This window comes from Anoxybacillus sp. UARK-01, from assembly GCF_002075365.1.
Taxonomy (GTDB): Bacteria; Bacillota; Bacilli; order Bacillales; family Anoxybacillaceae; genus Anoxybacteroides; species Anoxybacteroides rupiense.
Window position 1 is genome coordinate 101,981 of the sequence record NZ_NASY01000028.1, and the last position, 18,638, is coordinate 120,618.

General features: G+C 44.9%; 16 protein-coding genes. 7 read left to right on the plus strand and 9 right to left on the minus strand.

Annotated features, from left to right (window positions below; genetic code table 11):
• Nucleotides 1–12: 12 nt before the first annotated feature.
• Nucleotides 13–1,944: an S-layer homology domain-containing protein gene (locus B6A27_RS03880; RefSeq protein ID WP_080860314.1), complete on the minus strand. Its 1,932-nt coding sequence runs from the start codon at nt 1,942–1,944 to the stop codon at nt 13–15.
• Nucleotides 1,945–2,696: 752 nt separating this feature from the next.
• Between B6A27_RS03880 and B6A27_RS03885 the strand changes: the two genes are divergently transcribed.
• Nucleotides 2,697–4,010, plus strand: coding sequence for a processed acidic surface protein (locus tag B6A27_RS03885; RefSeq protein ID WP_080860316.1), 1,314 nt, complete (start codon nt 2,697–2,699; stop codon nt 4,008–4,010).
• A 1-nt stretch (nt 4,011) separates the two neighbouring features.
• Nucleotides 4,012–4,608, plus strand: a complete 597-nt coding sequence (locus B6A27_RS03890) for a class D sortase (RefSeq protein ID WP_080860318.1) — start codon at nt 4,012–4,014, stop codon at nt 4,606–4,608.
• A 202-nt stretch (nt 4,609–4,810) separates the two neighbouring features.
• Here the strand turns inward: B6A27_RS03890 and B6A27_RS03895 are convergent, their stop codons facing one another.
• Nucleotides 4,811–6,046, minus strand: coding sequence for an MFS transporter (locus B6A27_RS03895; protein WP_080860320.1), 1,236 nt, complete (start codon nt 6,044–6,046; stop codon nt 4,811–4,813).
• A gap of 409 nt (nt 6,047–6,455) precedes the next feature.
• On the opposite strand from B6A27_RS03895, the gene B6A27_RS03900 reads away from it, so the two are divergent.
• The 5 genes from B6A27_RS03900 (at nt 6,456) to B6A27_RS03920 (ending at nt 11,020) form a co-directional block, all read left to right on the plus strand.
• Nucleotides 6,456–7,253 carry an ABC transporter permease gene (locus tag B6A27_RS03900; RefSeq protein WP_080860322.1) on the plus strand — a complete coding sequence of 266 codons (798 nt, stop codon included), beginning with the start codon at nt 6,456–6,458 and terminating at the stop codon, nt 7,251–7,253.
• 95 nt (nt 7,254–7,348) lie between these two features.
• Nucleotides 7,349–8,398 carry a taurine ABC transporter substrate-binding protein gene (locus B6A27_RS03905; RefSeq protein ID WP_080860324.1) on the plus strand — a complete coding sequence of 350 codons (1,050 nt, stop codon included), beginning with the start codon at nt 7,349–7,351 and terminating at the stop codon, nt 8,396–8,398.
• Between the two features lie 18 nt (nt 8,399–8,416).
• Nucleotides 8,417–9,265: an ABC transporter ATP-binding protein gene (locus B6A27_RS03910; RefSeq protein WP_080860326.1), complete on the plus strand. Its 849-nt coding sequence runs from the start codon at nt 8,417–8,419 to the stop codon at nt 9,263–9,265.
• A 254-nt stretch (nt 9,266–9,519) separates the two neighbouring features.
• Complete coding sequence (locus B6A27_RS03915; RefSeq protein WP_080860328.1) at nt 9,520–10,452, plus strand: TauD/TfdA dioxygenase family protein; 933 nt, start codon at nt 9,520–9,522, stop codon at nt 10,450–10,452.
• A 193-nt stretch (nt 10,453–10,645) separates the two neighbouring features.
• Nucleotides 10,646–11,020, plus strand: a complete 375-nt coding sequence (locus B6A27_RS03920) for a DMT family transporter (protein ID WP_080860330.1) — start codon at nt 10,646–10,648, stop codon at nt 11,018–11,020.
• A gap of 221 nt (nt 11,021–11,241) precedes the next feature.
• Here the strand turns inward: B6A27_RS03920 and B6A27_RS19025 are convergent, their stop codons facing one another.
• The 7 genes from B6A27_RS19025 to B6A27_RS03950 form a co-directional block, all read right to left on the minus strand.
• Nucleotides 11,242–11,403, minus strand: a complete 162-nt coding sequence (locus B6A27_RS19025) for a hypothetical protein (protein WP_236631784.1) — start codon at nt 11,401–11,403, stop codon at nt 11,242–11,244.
• Between the two features lie 21 nt (nt 11,404–11,424).
• Complete coding sequence (locus B6A27_RS19030; protein WP_236631785.1) at nt 11,425–11,763, minus strand: lipoprotein; 339 nt, start codon at nt 11,761–11,763, stop codon at nt 11,425–11,427.
• A gap of 338 nt (nt 11,764–12,101) precedes the next feature.
• Entirely contained in the window at nt 12,102–13,826 is a 1,725-nt protein-coding gene (gene cydC, locus B6A27_RS03930; protein ID WP_080860332.1) for a thiol reductant ABC exporter subunit CydC, read from the minus strand.
• The gene (gene cydD / locus B6A27_RS03935) at nt 13,823–15,544 is read right to left on the minus strand and encodes a thiol reductant ABC exporter subunit CydD (RefSeq protein ID WP_080860333.1); all 1,722 of its coding nucleotides are present in this window, start codon (nt 15,542–15,544) and stop codon (nt 13,823–13,825) included. Before cydD ends, cydC begins: the two co-directional genes overlap by 4 nt.
• Nucleotides 15,544–16,554, minus strand: coding sequence for a cytochrome d ubiquinol oxidase subunit II (gene cydB, locus B6A27_RS03940; protein WP_080860335.1), 1,011 nt, complete (start codon nt 16,552–16,554; stop codon nt 15,544–15,546). Before cydB ends, cydD begins: the two co-directional genes overlap by 1 nt.
• Complete coding sequence (locus tag B6A27_RS03945) at nt 16,545–17,951, minus strand: cytochrome ubiquinol oxidase subunit I (RefSeq protein ID WP_080860337.1); 1,407 nt, start codon at nt 17,949–17,951, stop codon at nt 16,545–16,547. Before B6A27_RS03945 ends, cydB begins: the two co-directional genes overlap by 10 nt.
• A 293-nt stretch (nt 17,952–18,244) precedes the next feature.
• A partial coding sequence (locus B6A27_RS03950; protein WP_139788060.1) for a transposase occupies nt 18,245–18,638 on the minus strand: 394 nt, incomplete at its 5' end.

Below are 18,638 nucleotides of genomic sequence, written 5' to 3' on the forward strand. Positions count from 1 at the left end.
TCGCCAACGATTTTATCCTTTGTCGACCGCCTGCAATGAACGATTGACAAAGGCCGCAAACTGCGCACGGGTCGTTCGTTCATATGGACGAAAAAGTCCGCTAGCCTTGGTCACTTGATTCGCTAACAATGTGGCAATGTACGGCCTTGACCATTGCGTCGAGGCAATATCTTGAAAGCGAACGTCATCTTCTCCGGTCAGATGATACGCATTCACTAAAATTTTCGACATCTGCTCTCTCGTTAAAGGAGCTTCCGGATGAAAGCGCCCGTTGGAGCCGCTAAAAATCCCCTCATCGATAACAGTTGCAATAATTTCATACCCGTATTGTCCCGGTTTGACATCTTGCAGCTGCGGATTCGGCCGATTTTTTGTGCTTAATCCAAGCGAACGGACAATCATGGCGGCCGCTTGCAGACGACTAACAGGCGCTTCCGGTTTAAATGTTCCATCCTTATATCCTGTAATGCCTCCTAAGCTTACTAAATTCTCAATGTCCGCCTTCGCCCAATAACGCGCTGGCACATCTTTAAATGGGGTCATAGGAAGGACTGAAGCGCTCTTTTTAGGATCTTTAATTGAAATCATGATCGTATAGCCGGCCGTTTTTACTCCGCTTTGAGCATTTCTGCCTGCGCGATAGGAAGCCGTTAGCTTATAGCTTCCTACAGGGGTATTTTTCGGAAGTGTGAACGCAAATTTTTCTGGATAGCTATCTCCTTTTGGTACAAGACCCACTACATACTTTTCATAAGAGGCTCTCACTTTTCCTGAAGGATCGGTTAGCTCGACTCGCATCGTCCCGCGCGAAATCACATTTCCGTTGTTCTTGGCTTTCATTGTGCCATATACAACATAATCGCTCTGACGCGGATAGGCCCGGACATCGGTTAATGTCATCGCTACTTTACGGTCGATTGGGTGCGATACAGCTAATGGCTGCGCCGCCCAGCGAACACTCTCATTGACCAACGTTTTTAAATCTTCACCGCCATTCAAATCATCCCATGCTTTCCCTTTGACCTCCAGCTGTCCAGCAGGATTCTTTTCCTCCCACTCATGAGATAGACGCTCATCGACCGTTATATAATCCAATAGCTGAAATCCAAACCAAACCGCTTTCCCTTTTCCGTATTCAATCGCATAAGCCGCTCCTGTCTTAGGAGGTGTATGCTCGGGCACAGAGGAATAACCGATCGTCTCATACTGCAAAATGGGGGTAGCATAACGATTATTAGAATAAGGCTTTATGATTTCAACCCATGTCGGCTGGTACTTGCCGAAGCGGCGATTTTCAAGAAGCAGACTTGTCTTTCCTAATCGTTTTAACGTATTTGTGACAATGGGGTGGCTTCCTGCCGCTTTGATCGTAAAGTTGCCAAGGGCTACATCGTTCACAAAGGCGGATTGAAAGACCTCGCTCAAATTGTCCCATTCCCAAATCCATGTTTTCGTCTCGTAAATCACCGGAGTTATATCCAAATCTGTCTCTTTATACGGATAACGTGCGCTGTCATTCCTCGCCATGGCAAACGCAAAAATCGCTCCGCCGCCATTTTTGATATATTCCTTCACTGCTTGACGTTGCTGTCTTGACATCATGACGGTATTCGGGAAAAACAGCAAATCAAATTTCGCCAGTTGCTTTGGATCGCTTAACTGCGCATCATGGACGCGTTCCACCTGATATCCTAATCCTTCAAGCAATAACTGGGCTTTGATTCGTTTATTTTTAATCGACGAGCCGATCAGCTTTGGCTGAATATAAGTCCCGTTGGAATAACCGCCCGCCCTTTCAATGAAAGCATAGCTTTCGCTGAGCTGTGAAACAACGAGGCCGACGCGCACGTTTTCCTCCGCGTGCACGTGTCCAGCCTGCCAAAATCCCATATAGATCAAGACAGCCAACCATACAAAAACAACATGCCGCAAACCTTTATTCATTCTATTCCCCTCCCTCTTCAACACTCTCTTACATTTATTTATATCGTCCAAATTTGTCAAAACTTAACGAATCATACCAATTTCATGATAGGAGTGAAAACATATGAATCAATATGTCCCAGCTATTAAGAAAAACATTCCCCACAAAGGAAAAGGGAAGGATTTGTTCATTTTCACAAAAAATGATCAGGTGTGTTGATGATCTAATAAAAGCCCATTGACATTGCTTGGTGTCTAGCTCAATCATTCCATATTTTTAGTAAAATAATAATCATCAACACTTGTGAAAAATGATAGGGGGCAGCTTGTGGATGGAACGAACCGGCTTCGGAAAGCAACAAGCCGAAGTCCAAAAACCTGAAAACAGAGCATTCCCACCATTTCTTATTGATTCATCATCCCCACTATGGTAACATATGTTCTTGTGCTGTCTTTCTCGCAGATGAACCTCTCCCGCCGACTTTCGGTGTGTATGTGATATTCATACAGGATGATTTCACAGCCTTCTTCCCCATGACGGCTATTCTTCAAATTGATGAAAGCATCTTGTTGATCGCGATTTTCTATCTGCATCACCATCTGGCAGGCACCGTTGCGCTATTTTTATTAACGTCGACTTCCTTCAAAATGATTAGTTATACATAATTTCAATTTAATTACATTAATGTTACATTTTTTTAGATTTCAGAACATTTTGCGTTCGTTTATACTTATCACGTAATCATTACAACAACATAGGGGGCTACTTACACATGAGAAAAAAATTCATTCCTTTCGCTTTGGCTACATCGCTCGCCATCGCGGCATGTCCTGTTTCTGCTTTTGCCATGGATTCCCGCGATCCAGAGCTGCAAAGCTATTTGAATGAAATCGGCATGACAGTCGAAGAATTGGAGGAATACTTAGCAGACTCTTACGATTATACGCTTGATGATTTTGACAGCGTCGACGAACTCCGCGCTGAGCTCGGTGATGCGCTGACAGAAGAGAACTTGGCGCAATTGCTGAACGAATACGGAATGACCGAAGACGAACTTAAACAAATGCTGATTGACAATGGTGAACTCGAACCAAATCAACCAATCACCGATGTGTTTAAATTTTACAACGAGCTGGCTGATTATGTCGAATTTTTCCATGACTATTCGACTCCAATTACAGATGAAACATTAAACCAATTTTTGCAAGAACGCCATATGACAAAAGAGCAATTGCTGACACTGTTAAAAAAACATGGAGAATCTTTAGAAGATTACAGCTCCATTGGGGATTTAGCAGATGCCGTAGACTATTATCAAAGCCTCACTCCGCTTACTGAAGAAGCGTTAAATGAATTTTTAAGCGGGCTTGGTTTAACGAAGCAGCAGCTGGAGAAGCTTTTAGCCGCTCACGGTGATTCATTAAGCCATTATACGACTGTCGAAGAGCTGGCAATGGCTGTCGTGGATTATCTAATGCCTGACTTGGATGAGCTTGGTCTGACAAATGACGAATTGGAAAAATTATACAATCATTTTGGATCGTTAAATCTTGAAGATCCACAATTCGCAAGCAAAATGGAGGAAATCGGAGAACGCTTAGCCGCCATTGGCGCGTACGATTTTACAAGCGCAACCGAATTGTCTCCTGCTCAATTAGCGGAAATTGCCGATGTTCTTCATGACATGCTTGACCTGTTTGAGCTGGATGTTCAATTTTACCTAACAAAAGCTGGAGAGAAAAAACCATTAAGCTTATCGTCATTGCTGACTCTTGAATCGACCAATGGCTATGACCTTCTCATCGAAATTTACAACAAGCAAGGAGAAATGCTTGCTGATTTTGTGTTGACAGCCGATATGTTCAATTCCGATCTATTTGAAGAAGTCGGAAATGATGTGAAACAAGGCGGAAAAGTGGTACAAATCCAAAAACAACTTAAACCAAAACCAGTCAAGAGAACGGAAACAGGAGCCAAGCTGCCAAAAACGGCTGCTCCTTATGCGGCAAACATGCTAGCTGGCGTTGCTCTTGTGGCCATTGGAGCCTTTTTATTCCGAACTCGAAAAGGAGCAGACAGCAAATAAAATGCGAAAACGAACCATCGCCCGCTTTTTCGGTATCATCCTGATGGCGGCTGGTCTTTTGTTGATCTTATTCTATGGATACAAATGGGAAAAAGGCATTCATGCCTCTAAACCGATCCCAACCAAAACAGCAGACGCAAAACCAGCTGTATCGGCCAAAGCCGCACATGTCGTCTACCGTCATCCTCCAAAAACTGGAGAGCAAATGGGGGAGCTTCTCATTCCCAAGCTAAACGCCGCATTGCCGATCTATCACGGCACGAACGAAGACGAGCTTGAGAAGGGCGTCGGCCATTACGCTGGAAGCGTCCTTCCCGGTGAGCCAGACAACTGTGTGCTCGCTGGCCATCGCGACACCGTCTTTCGCAGGCTTGGTGACGTGGGAAAAGGAGATCTCCTCATTGTCAAAACCGAAGCTGGTGAGTTTACTTATAAAGTCCGCAAAGTGCGGATTGTCGACGCCAATGACCGGACTGTCATTGTGCCAAAACCAAAAGCTACGTTGACCGTTTCCACTTGCTATCCGTTTCACTATATTGGAGCGGCTCCAAAACGGTATGTACTTGTCGCCAATCTTGTGAAAACAGAAAAAACATGAGGGTTCCGCCAACAAACAAAGCACGATCCGCATAGAAAAAACAGCAGCTTTATTCTTCGTTAGCCTATGTAAAACCGGAGCGGCCATTCCTTATTTGGAAACAGCTGCTCCGGTTTTTTCTTGCTTGCGCTAAATGAAGGGTCGCACGAAACAACGCGGTCTGCTATGCGATCCACTCCTATTTCAAGCGCATGGAAACTCCCTATTCCTTTTCCATGTCGCCTCTTCGTCCGTCCTGCCGCTGCGTCTTCCTCCATAATGCTGACTTCGCATAAGCGATGACGCTGACCGGCAAAAACAATAGCCCTGAAAAAACAAACACGATGGAGGCACCGAACGTATCGGAAAGCCATCCCATAATCAAAGAGGAAATTCCAAATATAGCGGTGGATATTGTTCCAATTGAAGTATAGACAGCAGCCAATTGTTCCTTTAGAACACTCGCTTGAATCAGTGTTTGTTGTGGAGTTTGCTTCAATTGGCTAAAGCAGCCAATGACAGCCGATAAAATAAGCGCCAGCACCGGAATTCGCGTCATCCCTACCCCAATCGTCGCCATGCCAGACACAAGCGAACTCCATGCCATCAACGCTGCCCGTCGCCGGTCCACCCATAAAGGAAATTTTACGCATAATAAGCTGCCGAGCATCAGGCCAATCAAGGAAGCGCTGTTTAGATACCCCCACCATATTTCCTGCACGTTTAACATCTCTTGTACGTACACCATTAATATGGCAGCGATCCAAACAGAGCTAGAAGCCGTTTCTAAACATTCCATGACCGCAATCGCTTTTAATGCCGGTATCGCAGCAATCGTTTGCCAGCCTTGCGTCAGCTGCTGCCACCGTGATCCTCGCTCCCTTTCGTGCTGTTTGACCTTTTTTAATAAACAAAACAACAGGCTTGCCAATGTAAACAACGCAGCGGCAAGCGAAATCAGCCCGCTTGGTTGAAATACAGCCAATAGCAGGCTGCCAAAAAACCAAGCGCCAATTTGAATAAGCTGTGTCACCGTTTCCGCCATTCCATTCGCCTGAATTAGCCGCTCTTCTTCCACATAATGGGGAATTAGCGCCTTCCCAAGCGGATTCGCGCATCCGTCAAGAAAAGCAATCACACTGATCATGGCGAAGATTACATAAACATGATCCGCGTCTGCATATTTTGCAACAACAGCACCGAGTCCCAACAAAACCGCGGTTTTGCCGATTTGCGAACCGGCCAATAGGTTCGTTAAAGAACTGACGCCGATAAACAGCGGCAAGAGAGCGCTGGAGATAAACATCGCCAGCGTAATGGTCAGCGGAACGAAAGACGCCGCAGCTGATCCCGTCATGCGGTAAATCATGGTCATCACACCGACAATATAAAGCACATCACCAATATTGGCCAATGATTGGCCCAGCATCAGCACTAGAAAATGCCGTTCTATGTTCAAATAAGATCCCCCATTTTTCTTAGTAATGATAGAAAACGTGGGAGAATATTTAAATTGGACGACTTGCCATATTCCCTTGCTCCTTTACCATCATGCCAACCCACAACAGCTTGGGGGATCAAAAGCTGTCGCACTGGCAGTCATCTTGATCGTTGCAAATGAAAAAATCCATTCTCATCTTTAAGTTGTATTTTATATTAGGTTCACATTTTATTTCTACGCAAAATTTGCTGCGTATTTCCCAATTTTAAAAATGAGCAGCATGTTCCTTCTTTAATTTAACGCAAAAAAATATTGACAAAGCAAAAACCACTTGCTACCATATTTCCAAGTAATCATATAGGAATTTACAATTTTATTGCTTCCTTGAACGAAAGGAACGTTAAATTTTAAAGAAGGGAGATGACCAATGGGACCAAGATCTACATATAAGAAGCATGTGCTTGCTAGAGGGGTTTCTTTCATCAGCGTCGCCTTCATACTTATGATTTGGACAGTCAGCACCCATTTCAAATGGGTCGATCCTGTATTTCTTCCATCCCCTCAATCTGTATGGCAAACGTTTTTAGAATTACTAAGAGAAGGATATAAAGGCATTTCGTTAAGCTCTCATATACTCGATAGCTTATACCGGCTTTTTATCGCTTTAATCCTAGCCTTGTTCACAGCTGTACCGTTAGGGATTTTCTGCGGGATCTCCAAATACGTCCTTGCATTTTTTGATCCCATCATTGAATTTTACAGACCGCTCCCGCCGTTGGCTTATTATGCTTTGCTTGTTTTATGGCTAGGAATTGATGATCGATCAAAAGTAGCCCTGCTATTCTTAAGCGCCTTTGCTCCTCTGTTTCTTGCAACGGTGGCCAGTGTGCAGAGGGTGCCGCAAGATCGAATCAACGCAGCACGATCTTTAGGAGCTACCAAACCGAAAGTCCTTTTATATATCATCTTGCCATCCTGCTTGCCAGACATCATAACCGGTTTGCGCACCGCCATTGGGGTTACATATGCTACGCTGGTCGCAGCTGAAATGGTGGCCGCTACTTCAGGCATCGGATGGATGGTATTAGATGCTAGCAAATATTTGCGGAGCGACATCGTCTTTGTCGGAATCATTCTAATGGGAGGAATCGCTATTCTTATGGATAGCCTCATCCGATTGTACCAGCACTTGCAATTCTCTTGGGTGGGGAAACAAGACTCATAAGCGATCATCATCGCTGATAAACTTTGATTTCACACAAAAAGACAGAATAGTGGAACGAATAATAATCAATCATAAGCAACGGGTGGAGGGAAAAAATGAAGCTTCAATGGAAATCAAATACGTTATTGCTAATTTTTCTGCTCATGCTAACAAGCGCCATCATCGGCTGTTCCAAGCAAGACACCGCGACAACAGCTGCCCAAAACACGGCATCAAGCCATGAGCCTAAGGAAATCAAGCTAGGATACCAAGTGTCGCCAAACGGGGAGCTTTTAGCCAAAGCATTAGGGCTGCTTGAAAAAAAATATCCCCACATTCAAATTCGGTGGATCAAATTTGATTCCGGCCGGGATGTAAATAATGCCATGGCAAGCGGGAGCATTGATTTCGGTCTTGTCGGCACCCCTCCGGGATCTATCGGCATCGCTAACAAGCTGCCTTATAAAGTGTATTATCTTCACGATATGATCGGTGAAAGTGAAGCGCTCGTGGTCAAAGAATCTTCTGGCATCCAATCATTGCATGACTTAAAAGGAAAGAAAATTGCGACTACATTTAGTTCCACCTCTCACTTTAGCTTGCTCGGAGCCTTAAAAGAAGCAAGCATTGATCCGAAAAAAGAGCGAATCACCTTGCTTGATATGCAGCCGCCTGATATTTACGCTGCTTGGCAACGGGGGGATATCGACGGCGCTTATATTTGGCAGCCGACACAGACAAAGCTTATCAATGAAGGCGGACGCGTAATAATCACCTCCAATGACCTAGCACAAAAAGGCGTGGTAACCGGAGAATTTGGAATTGTCAATAAAGAGTTCGCCCAAAAATACCCTGACATTGTAAAAGGTTATATTTCTGTTCTAGATGAAGCGGTACATTATTATCACAGCCAGCCGGAGCAGGCTGCTCAAGTACTTTCGAAGGAATTAGGATTGTCCCCTGATGAAAGCTTAAAAACCATGAAGCAAATTATTTGGCTGGACGCTTCACAGCAAAAAGACTTTTTTGGTGAACCAAATCAACCAGGAAAATTAGCCAAAATATTAAAAGACACGGGAGATTTTATGGCTAAACAGAAAAACATACCATCTTCTCCTAGTCTTGACGTTTATCAAAAAGCATTATTAAGCGAGCTTTATCAATAAAGAATGGAGAGGGATGTTATGCAGACTAGTGCGCCAACGACCGCACATTCGTCAATGGCCCATAACCGCAATCCGACATTGATCGAGTTAAAAAATATTCGTTTAGCTTATTCGCAAGAACATCACGATACGCCCATATTGGATGATATCAATCTTCAACTGGATGTCGACGATTTTGTGTGCCTGCTGGGCCCATCAGGCTGTGGCAAATCTTCATTATTAAATATATTGGCAGGATTTCAGAAACCAACCGCCGGCGAAGTAATGATTGACAGCCAACCCCACACCGGTCCAAGCGCCAAAGTAGGGGTTGTCTTTCAACACCACAACTTGTTTCCATGGATGACCATCGCCAAAAATATTGAGTTTGGTTTAAAGATGAAAGGAGTGGAAAAATCCGAACGAAAAAAACTCGTTTCCGATTATTTGAATCTGGTAGGATTAGAGTCTTCCGCTCATCTGCTGCCTTATCAGCTCTCTGGAGGCATGAAGCAGCGGGCAGCGATCGCTAGAACACTAGCTACCGATCCGCAGGCCATTTTAATGGATGAACCGTTTAGCGCACTGGATGCTTTAACACGGGAAAATATGCAGGCTCATCTACTTGAGCTTTGGCAAAAAACCAAAAAATGCATCTTTTTCATTACTCATGATGTAGAGGAAGCCCTTTTGCTGGGCAGAAGAATTTTAGTCATGCACGCCAATCCTGGAAGAATGGTAGTCGATTTGCAAAACCCGCTATCGTCATACCGCCAGCCTATTCAAGAACTCAAGCATTTGAAGGAATTTCATGATCTGCGATCTTATTTAATTTCTGCAATTAGAAATAAAGAAGTGAACAGTCCAAGGTTGGGCTGGTCGAGATAAAGTAAAAGCTTTCGACCATTCTCTTAATCTCGTATAGCTTTTGGACGGTCGGACACTCACACGACAAACCGCCCTAAGTACTATGAATAAGCTCATTCTCATTGTGCATTCACATGAAAAAGTCAAGTTCACAGATTGGCCTCCGACCGCCCTTTTTCCAAGATGATTCGTTCCATCTGATTCATGTTTCCGGCAGGCTTTATGATTACTTTATGTTCAGAGTCATAGATCAATATTTGAAAGGAGCATATTGAATGTCTAATGTAAATACTCGTTATCCCCGTCCATTGAAATTTGAAAATCGTGATGATCATGTAGGTCCGCGTATTTTACGCCGTCTCCCTGAAGGTGTAGAAGAACAGCCCTATACACTGTTTGAAGTCAAACCGTTAAGTCCGATCATAGGCGCGGAAATCAGCGGTATCGATTTAAGAACTCCTGTTACACCGGAGCTGCAGGCAGAACTTAACCGCGCCCTCTTGGAATGGAAGGTTCTCTTCTTTCGCAATCAAAACATCACAAGCGAACAACAGCAAGCCTTTGCCCGGCTATGGGGCGAATTGGAAGTTCACCCGTTCTATCCTGTCGAAAAAGGTCAATCGAAGGAAGTGGTTCGCTTTGCGAGAAATCATAAGCAAGGAGGATATGAAAACATTTGGCACGCAGATGTGACTTTCCGAATCAATCCGGCTAAAGCGGCCGTATTAAGGCTTATTGAAGCTCCGCCGATTGGCGGTGACACGCTGTGGGCCGATATGGCCGCCGCATACGACAATCTGCCTGATGAAATAAAGGAACGTATTGATGGCCTTACGGCGATTCATGATTTCACTCCTGCATTTAGCCATTTGCTGACGCCAGAGGAATTAGCGATAAAGCAACAAGAGTTTCCGCCTGTTGAACATCCGGTCGTCCGCACTCATCCGGAAACAGGCCGGAAAACATTGTTTGTCAATCCTTCCTTTACAACGCAGATCGTCGGGCTGGAACCAGAAGAAAGCGAGCAGCTGCTTCAATATTTGTTCCGTCAAGCTCACGTTCCCGAGTATCAAGTACGCTTCCACTGGGAAAAAGACTCGATCGCCTTCTGGGATAATCGCGCCACTCAGCATTACGCTGTTTCCGATTATTATCCGCATCCTCGCAAAGCAGAGCGCGTAGCCATCGTTGGCGATCGGCCATTTTAAAATAAATAAAACGAATGGAATCCATTTTGGTTCCATTCGTTTTATTTATGAAAGTTACCGTTATTCAGCGGTTTCTTATCGACCTTTTTTATTGTATAATATTTCCATGAATGATCCCTATACATACTTTGTCTGATGGAAAACGCTTGTATGATTTTATTTCGTCATTACTTTAAAGAAAGAAGGAGAGTTTATGAGCTGGTTTTTTCTATTATTAGGAATCGTCTCGGAAGTAATGGGTACTACTTCAATGAAAATGTCGCAAGGATTTGCCAAACTGATCCCTTCTATTTTCATGTTTGTTTTTTACGGAACCAGCCTGACTTTCGTAACGCTGGCGCTCAAAAAGATTGATGTCAGCATCGCTTATGCCATTTGGTCTGGACTTGGCACAGCCATTATCGCTGCAATCGGAATCCTATTCTTCAAAGAGTCTTTTTCTTTATTCAAGCTCTTAGCCATCCTTCTCATTATCATCGGAGTCGTGATGCTCAATATGAGCGGCGAAGCGCATGGAACTGAAGCCGCTTCATCATACGTGCCTATGGAAAAAAATGGTGAACAATAACACGAGCTGTTTCCCATTTTTTTCGCTGCTAAAAGAGAACGCCATGTCTCAACGATGCCCATGCCGTTTTCATTCCCCATCGAATTAGGTTCGGCGTTTTTCTATTCACTTTCGTCCCTACCCAAACAAGCTCCTTGGAGGAGGCCCTCTCCAAGGAGCGGCTTTTAAGAACGTGAGAGAATTTTAACGAGATTATAGCCCCCTTTTATTCGATCCAATAGCTATTGAATGATGATCTTTCCCATATGCTTGACGCGCTCCAGCAACGCAAACAGCCTTGAATAGCCATCTTGGATCATTTTCTCATTTTTTATATGATTGTAAAGTCCTACACCAAAATAGGTGTCTTTATAGAAGCCGATAAAATAATCGCCGGATTTCATTTGATGCGCCTTTTCATAGCTTCATTCACGATCGACAAACACCAAATATACTTTCTCTGATTCAATAAATACAAACGGAACAGGAGATTGCAAATAAATGTCGGCATACGGCGGCTTGGCCGCTTCTTTTAAATAACGTTTATGAATCAATAGAGCATCGACATTTTGAAAATTTTTCTTTAACACATCCTCCATCGACAAGGGAATAAAGGAAATGTTTTTTTCGCGAACGTTCGGTGGCTCTCCAACGATGCCAATGGTTAATGCTTCTCCAGAATAAATCGGTGAGTCAAAATGAGGTGGTTGACTGCAGGCCGATAATAAAAGCAGGCTTGTGATAAAAATGAACCATTTTTTCATCTCGTCCCCCTAATAGATCTGCGATATGCAAGACAGCTAAGCCGGAACAAACCCTCTCAACCATCATCGGAATTCCATATCAATCATCTAAACATAGTATAATTTGGTAAATATGGACTGTCACTCCTTCATGACTATTCATCGTTTAAGAAAGTAGGCATATGGAATACATTCCTTTTTCTTCTACAAAGTTAAGATGTTTCGGTTCGATTAGCGGCTAGCGCAAATAAAAAAGAAGAGCTCGCCGCTATAAAGAGGACTGCTCTCCTTGTTCAAGCTCAAGCATAAAAAAGGGACTGCAACTCCTGATTCCAGCATCTAGAGAAGTGAGGCACCAGCTATCTCATCGCATGCAACCGCTTGTAGCGTTCGCTTGTCTTTAATAATTGCTCGTGTGTGCCGTGCAGCTGAAGCTTCCCGCAATCCAAAAACAACACATCATCCACCATATGAATAAAGGCGAGATGGTGCGTGATCCATAAAACCGATTTGTCTTTTAACACCTCAAATATGGTCAGCATCAGCTCTTTCTCCGTCATCGGATCCAATCCGATGGTCGGCTCGTCTAAAACGACGATGGGCGCGTCTTGCAAAAGAATTCTCGCAAGAGCGATCCGCTGTCTTTGCCCTCCTGAAAAACGGACCCCCGTTTCCAGCAGCGGCGTGTCATATCCCAGCGGGAGAGATTGAATATAGTCATGCAATTTCACCTGCTTAGCTGCCCAAACAATCTCTTCGTCCGTTGCGTCTTCCCTTCCTAATCGAATATTATTTCGGATGGTCGTATCAAATAAATGCGGCTTTTGATTTAACACCGCCACCCATTTGGCGATATCAACGCTCAAGCTGGTTGTAGGAACGCCATTCAACACCACCTGGCCAGCCGTTGGCGACACCGCTCCTTCAATAAGCTTCAGGATGGTCGATTTCCCCGCTCCGCTCGGTCCAAGCAGCGCCAGCTTTTCCCCTGGTCTAATCGTAAAGGAAATATCGTCTAACGTCTGCTCCGTATGGTCATAATGAAACGAAACATGGCGCAATTCGAGCGTGACCCCGCCACCCGCAGCGATCCGTGGGATATCCTGATGAAGCGAAAGTTTTGGTTCCTTTTGATCTTTGGCAAGACGGGACAGGCGCCCAAACGAGTCCTGATAAGCCGGAATCTCGCTCAGCGCATCGGATATTGGCAAAAACGCCTCAGTAAGCGGAAAAATCACAAGGACAAAAGCGGCGATCATCACCGGTGCCAATTCGCCCCGCGCCGTTTGTTCCGCCGTCCAACGCAGCATGGACACCACCATCAAAGCGATCACCCCTTGAGCCGCCGTGTTGCGCCATCTCACAAAACGCATGCGCTGCCGCTCATCTTGAGAGAGGGCTTCTTCCTCGCGTTCATATTCTTGAATAAAATCATGTTGGCGGCCGCTAAACTGCCAGTCGCTGATTCCCATCACCGCATCGGTCAGTCGTTCATATAGCCGATGGCGCCCCGCTTTCATCGCTTGCACCTTTGCCTTCGTCACAAGAAGCGAGACAAGCGGAAAAAGAAGCAACAAAACACCAGCGTAAAAAGCCATCAAGAGAGCAAAAGGCCATGAAAACCAGCCGAGCGCCGCGATGGATAGCCCATACATCAAAAGAGTCGCAAGCATGGGAAAGACCGTTTTTAAATAAAGATCTTGGAGCCGTTCGATATCTTCCGCTAATATGCCTAGCACCTCTCCTGTTTTCCATTTCGCAAACGGAGATAGGACGTTCGGTTCCACGAGCTGGTAGACACGAAGCCTCATCTTTGTTAATAGGCGGAGCACGACATCATGGCCGACTAATCGCTCCATATAACGCGAAACCGCTCTTGTAATCCCAAAAGTCCGAACCGCTACAATCGGCACATAAATCATCAATAAATTTTCAGGGCGCGTCGCTGCTTTGGAAATTAAAAATCCCGATGTAAACATTAATAAAGCGGCTGAAAAAATCGTAAGCACCCCGAAAAAAATGACAAATCCCAGCATCCGTTTATTCTCTTTCAAATAAGGAAGCAACCAATCCTTCGTTTTCACGCCTGATCCCCCCAATGCGCCTTGGCCATTTGATAATAATGCCCTTTTCGTTCCATTAATTGCTGATGCGTTCCTTCTTCAACAATTTCCCCGTCCTTCAAAAAATAAATATGATCCATATGGGGCATCCAATGGAGGCGGTGAGTAGCCAAAAACACCAGCTTGCTGCAAAACAGCTCCAGCATTTTTTCCTTGATATCCAATTCCGTCTCCACATCCAAATGGGCGGTCGGTTCATCGAGCAATAAAATGGGGCGGTTTCCTAAAAAAGCTCTGGCTAAAGCCACTCGCTGCGCTTCCCCTCCGCTTAACGCCCGGCCTCCCTCGCCAATCTTTTCATGGAGACCGTTCGGAAGCCTTTGCACAAGCTCGCCCAATCCAGCCTTCTCCACCGCCGTCCGCACTTCTTCTACCGTCGCATGGGGCTGATAAAAGGTCAGATTGTTCCATAGCGTATCGTGAAAAATATACGGGTGCTGCGGAATATAAAGAAGCTGGCTTTGCCAGTCCTTTTTTTGCAAATGCGTCATTTCCTGTCCGCCGATCTGAATCGTCCCCTCCTGCGCCTGGACAAATCCCCCCATTACATCAATCAATGTCGACTTTCCCGCACCGCTTTCACCAACGATGCCAATCTTTTGAAATCCTTTTACAGAGAGCGTCACACCTTTTAATGACGGCGGATCGCCCTCTTCATGCCGAACCGTAATCCCGTTCAATTGAAGCTCCTGTTGATGATTCCAGCGCTCCAGCTTGCAGGTCCCTTCTTCTCTAAACCGAGGCAAGTCCACGATTTCCTTCAGCTTTCTTCCAGCTTCCTGTCCGTTTAACGTCGCGTGATAATCTGCTCCAATTTCCCGAACGGGCAGAAAGTATTCCGGCGCTAAAATAAGAATGGTTAAAGCAGGCCAGAGGGTCATCTCCCCGTCAACTAAGCGAAGTCCTAAAAACACGGCCACCGTTGCCACCGAGAGCATCGTAAAAAAATCGAGCGCAAACGATGACAGAAAAGCGATTTTTAACGTTCCCATCGTCGCCTTTCGGTACCGTTCGCTGACGCTTTGAATATTTTGGGTATGCGCTTGGCTGCGTCCTAAATATTTTAATGTTTCCAATCCTCGCAACGAATCAACAAAGTGGTTGGCGAGCACCCGGTACACCTTCCACTGTTTATCGGCCTTTTTCTTGGCGGCTAAACCAAGCAAAATCATAAAAATTACCAATAATGGCAGCATCACCATTAAGATGACGGCCGATGTCCGGTCCAGAAGCAGGACATAAAGCCAGACCATCGCGGGAATGATCGCCATATTCACCATTTTCGGCAGAAAAAGAGAGAGATACTGTTTAAATTGCGAAACTCCTTCTTGCAGCAGGGTGACGGCGTTCCCTGTTCCAAGCCGTCTGGCTACCTTTGGCCCTAAATGAAACAGCGCATCAAGCACCTCTTTTCGGAGATGGGCGCCAAGCTTTACAGAGTACTCGTACACCATTTTTTGCTTCACATGCTGCAAGAAATGCCGCATAAGAAAGGCGCCAATAAATAAGAGTAGCGTTTCATATACCTCTTGAAACGCCTCTTGCTGAAACAAACGAGTGACCACCTCCGCAAGCCATTTGGCCTGCAGAATGATGGACACTCCTTGAAACACCGTGAAACCAAAAAGCAGAGCGAGGATTCGTTTCATTCCCTCAAAGGCAAGCAGTTCTTTTTTCATTAATAGACCATGTCCTTCCCATCTACACGCTTACGAAACACATAATAGCTCCATATTTGATAGCCAAGAACAAACGGCAGCAGCGTGACTGCGACAATCGTCATCACCTTTAACGAATAAGCGCCGGAAGCGGCATTATAAATGGTTAAATCATAGGCGCTTGAAATCGAGCTGATCATGACGCGCGGGAACAATCCGGCAAAGATCGCTCCGACGGTTAAAGCAATCCCAAGACCGCTCATCGCAAAGGTCCAGCCATCGCGGCCTTTTTTGGAAAATAGGATGACCAATCCATATGAGACAACAACAAGGGCTACGAGCGGCACGGTTACCTCGCCGCGGTACGTGAATAAATCTGTCTCTGTATAAGAGAGGCCAACAAAAGCCACAAGCGCCGCAAGAACGGCATAGATCATTTTTTGGGCAAGCTTGCGGGCGCGCATTTGTAAGTCTCCGACTGTTTTGAGAGTCAGAAAGAGCAGCCCGTGCAAAAAGCATAAAAGCGTGACCGCGACGCCGCCCGTTACCGTATAAATATTCACATAATCGGAAAACTCCGCGTGCAGTGTCATCGATTGATCGATCGGCATTCCTCTTAATATGCTGGAAAATAAGACGCCAAAGAGGAACGGAGGGAGAATGCTTCCAAAGAAAATAATCCAATCCCACGTTTGTTTCCAGCTTGGATGATCGACCTTTCCTCTGAATTCAAAGGCAACTCCGCGGCCAATCAACGCAAGCAGGACAAAGACAAACGGAATGTAATAGCCGCTAAACATCGTCGCATACCAATGAGGAAACGCGGCAAAAATCGCTCCTCCCCCTGTTAAAAGCCACACTTCATTGGCATCCCAGAATGGCCCGATCGTATTGATCATGATGCGTCGTTCGACATCATTTTTTCCAAGAAGCCGTCCAGCCATTCCCACACCAAAGTCGAAGCCTTCCAGAAAAAAGAATCCGATAAATAAGACAGCAACTAAAATAAACCATAATTCATTTAACGCCATCCTTGAACGGCCTCCTTTTCAAAAGGATCCACGGAAAGATCGCTTTCCTTCTGTTCATCATGATGCCCGGCTCCTTTTTTAATTTCCCGCACAAACAGATAAATGAGCACGATGGCCAAAATAAGATAAATCGTTGTAAAGGCAATGAACGAGAACAATAATGAGCCGACAGACACATTTGGCGAAATCGATTGAGCCGTCGTCATCAATCCAAAAACGGTCCATGGCTGACGGCCGATTTCTGTCATAATCCAGCCCGCCGTATTCGCGATAAACGGAAAGGCAATCAATGCGACCATGATCTTTAAAAAGGCTGATTTTTTCATTAGTGTCTCCCGGAAATTCCACCATAAGCCGAACGCGGCTATCACAATCATCAACAGCCCTGCGCCCGCCATGATGCGGAAGCTCCAAAATGTCGTTTTCACCGGCGGAATATAGTTGCCCGGTCCGTATTTTTCTTCATATTCCTTTTGCAAGGTGAGCATTCCCGGCACCTTGCCTTCAAACTTCTCATAAGCAAGATAGCTTAACGCATACGGAATCGATAGCTCCAAGTTATTTTTTTGGTTTTCCACATCAATAAGGGCAAAAATCGTCCAAGCAGCCGGATCGCCGCTGTCCTGCCACAGCCCTTCGCTTGCGGCCATTTTCATTGGCTGGGATTCCATTAAATGCTGCGCTTGGGCATGTCCACTAAACGCCACGCCGAGTCCGGAAATCAAAGCAACGACCATCGCCATTTGAAACGACTTCTGGAAAAACTCTACTTCTTGCTGCTTCAATAATTTATACGCGCTCACGCCGCCAATGAAGAAAGCGCCTGTCGCCAATGATCCAAAGATCACGTGCGGATATTCCACTAATAATTGTGGATTTCGTAATAAAGCAAAGAAATCGTTCATTTCAGCCCGTCCATTCCGAATGACGATGCCAACAGGTTCCTGCATAAACGAGTTTGCGGCCAAAATCCAAAGAGCCGAAAGCATCGTTCCAATGGAAACAAGCCAAATGCACAATAAATGGATTTTCTTGGATAGACGCCCCCAACCAAAAATCCATAAACCGATAAACGTCGACTCCATAAAGAAAGCGAGCAGCCCTTCAATGGCCAAAGGAGCGCCGAACACATCCCCAACAAAGCGCGAATACTCTGACCAGTTCATTCCAAACTGAAACTCTTGAATAATTCCCGTTACCACCCCAACCGCGAAATTAATCAAAAACAAATGCCCCCAAAACTTCGCCATTTTTTTATAAATCTCTTGATTTTTCACCACATAAAATGTTTCCATCAGTGCAACCATAAAAGCTAAACCGATGGATAGCGGAACAAACAAAAAGTGAAAAATCGTGGTTGCGCCAAATTGAAGCCGAGCTAAAAACAGTTCAGACATCGTAGCTTTCCCTCCTCGATGCATGTTACCCCTAATCATACGGTGAAAATATTGTTCAACCTTTCACATACTATTGTAATGAAAAACGATGTGCCTTTTGTTAAAGGACGTTGACTGATTTGTGACAAATATGTAGAGAATTTGTGACATAGTGAACAAACATTTCGTTGCCCATCTTTTATCCACTCTCGACAAGTGACAGGCATTCACCCTCTGTTTTTTGATGTTAACTATTAAAATGCAAAATATACTTTAATATTTTACTCAATAAACATAAAGAAGGTGTTGCAAAACTAGAGTAAAAACTCAAAATTGTGCATAAGAATGCATAATTGTACATGCAGTAAATAGCGATGAAACCCATACCAACGCGGCTGTTCTAATCCGTCATTCTTTAACTGATTAAATGTCTGCTCAATCGAGTTGCGAAAACCAAACAACCACTTTCCGAATTCTGTTTTCAAAAACGAACGAATCATCCGACCATAGGCATCTTTTCGTTCATCGCTATTTCGAGGATTAATAGGTGAAACGAAAAAAATTCCTGTCTGTTCGGCTATTTGACGGACTTTTTCGCTGTCATAGGCGGCATCTCCAAGGGCAAATTCAATCTTCCATTCCTTTAAAGATGGAAATAATTCGAGCGCAACGGCTGCATCATTTCGATTCGCAGTCGTGAAGACATGG

Excerpts from the sequence above, each read along its gene's own strand:
- B6A27_RS03880 (WP_080860314.1), bottom strand. The coding sequence starts at position 1,944 with ATGAATAAAGGTTTGCGGCATGTTGTTTTTGTATGGTTGGCTGTCTTG.
- B6A27_RS03885 (WP_080860316.1), top strand. The coding sequence starts at position 2,697 with ATGAGAAAAAAATTCATTCCTTTCGCTTTGGCTACATCGCTCGCCATC.
- B6A27_RS03890 (WP_080860318.1), top strand. The coding sequence starts at position 4,012 with ATGCGAAAACGAACCATCGCCCGCTTTTTCGGTATCATCCTGATGGCG.
- B6A27_RS03900 (WP_080860322.1), top strand. The coding sequence starts at position 6,456 with ATGGGACCAAGATCTACATATAAGAAGCATGTGCTTGCTAGAGGGGTT.
- B6A27_RS03905 (WP_080860324.1), top strand. The coding sequence starts at position 7,349 with ATGAAGCTTCAATGGAAATCAAATACGTTATTGCTAATTTTTCTGCTC.
- B6A27_RS03910 (WP_080860326.1), top strand. The coding sequence starts at position 8,417 with ATGCAGACTAGTGCGCCAACGACCGCACATTCGTCAATGGCCCATAAC.
- B6A27_RS03915 (WP_080860328.1), top strand. The coding sequence starts at position 9,520 with ATGTCTAATGTAAATACTCGTTATCCCCGTCCATTGAAATTTGAAAAT.
- B6A27_RS03920 (WP_080860330.1), top strand. The coding sequence starts at position 10,646 with ATGAGCTGGTTTTTTCTATTATTAGGAATCGTCTCGGAAGTAATGGGT.
- B6A27_RS19025 (WP_236631784.1), bottom strand. The coding sequence starts at position 11,403 with ATGAAATCCGGCGATTATTTTATCGGCTTCTATAAAGACACCTATTTT.
- B6A27_RS19030 (WP_236631785.1), bottom strand. The coding sequence starts at position 11,763 with ATGAAAAAATGGTTCATTTTTATCACAAGCCTGCTTTTATTATCGGCC.
- cydD (WP_080860333.1), bottom strand. The coding sequence starts at position 15,544 with ATGAAAAAAGAACTGCTTGCCTTTGAGGGAATGAAACGAATCCTCGCT.
- cydB (WP_080860335.1), bottom strand. The coding sequence starts at position 16,554 with ATGGCGTTAAATGAATTATGGTTTATTTTAGTTGCTGTCTTATTTATC.
- B6A27_RS03945 (WP_080860337.1), bottom strand. The coding sequence starts at position 17,951 with ATGTCTGAACTGTTTTTAGCTCGGCTTCAATTTGGCGCAACCACGATT.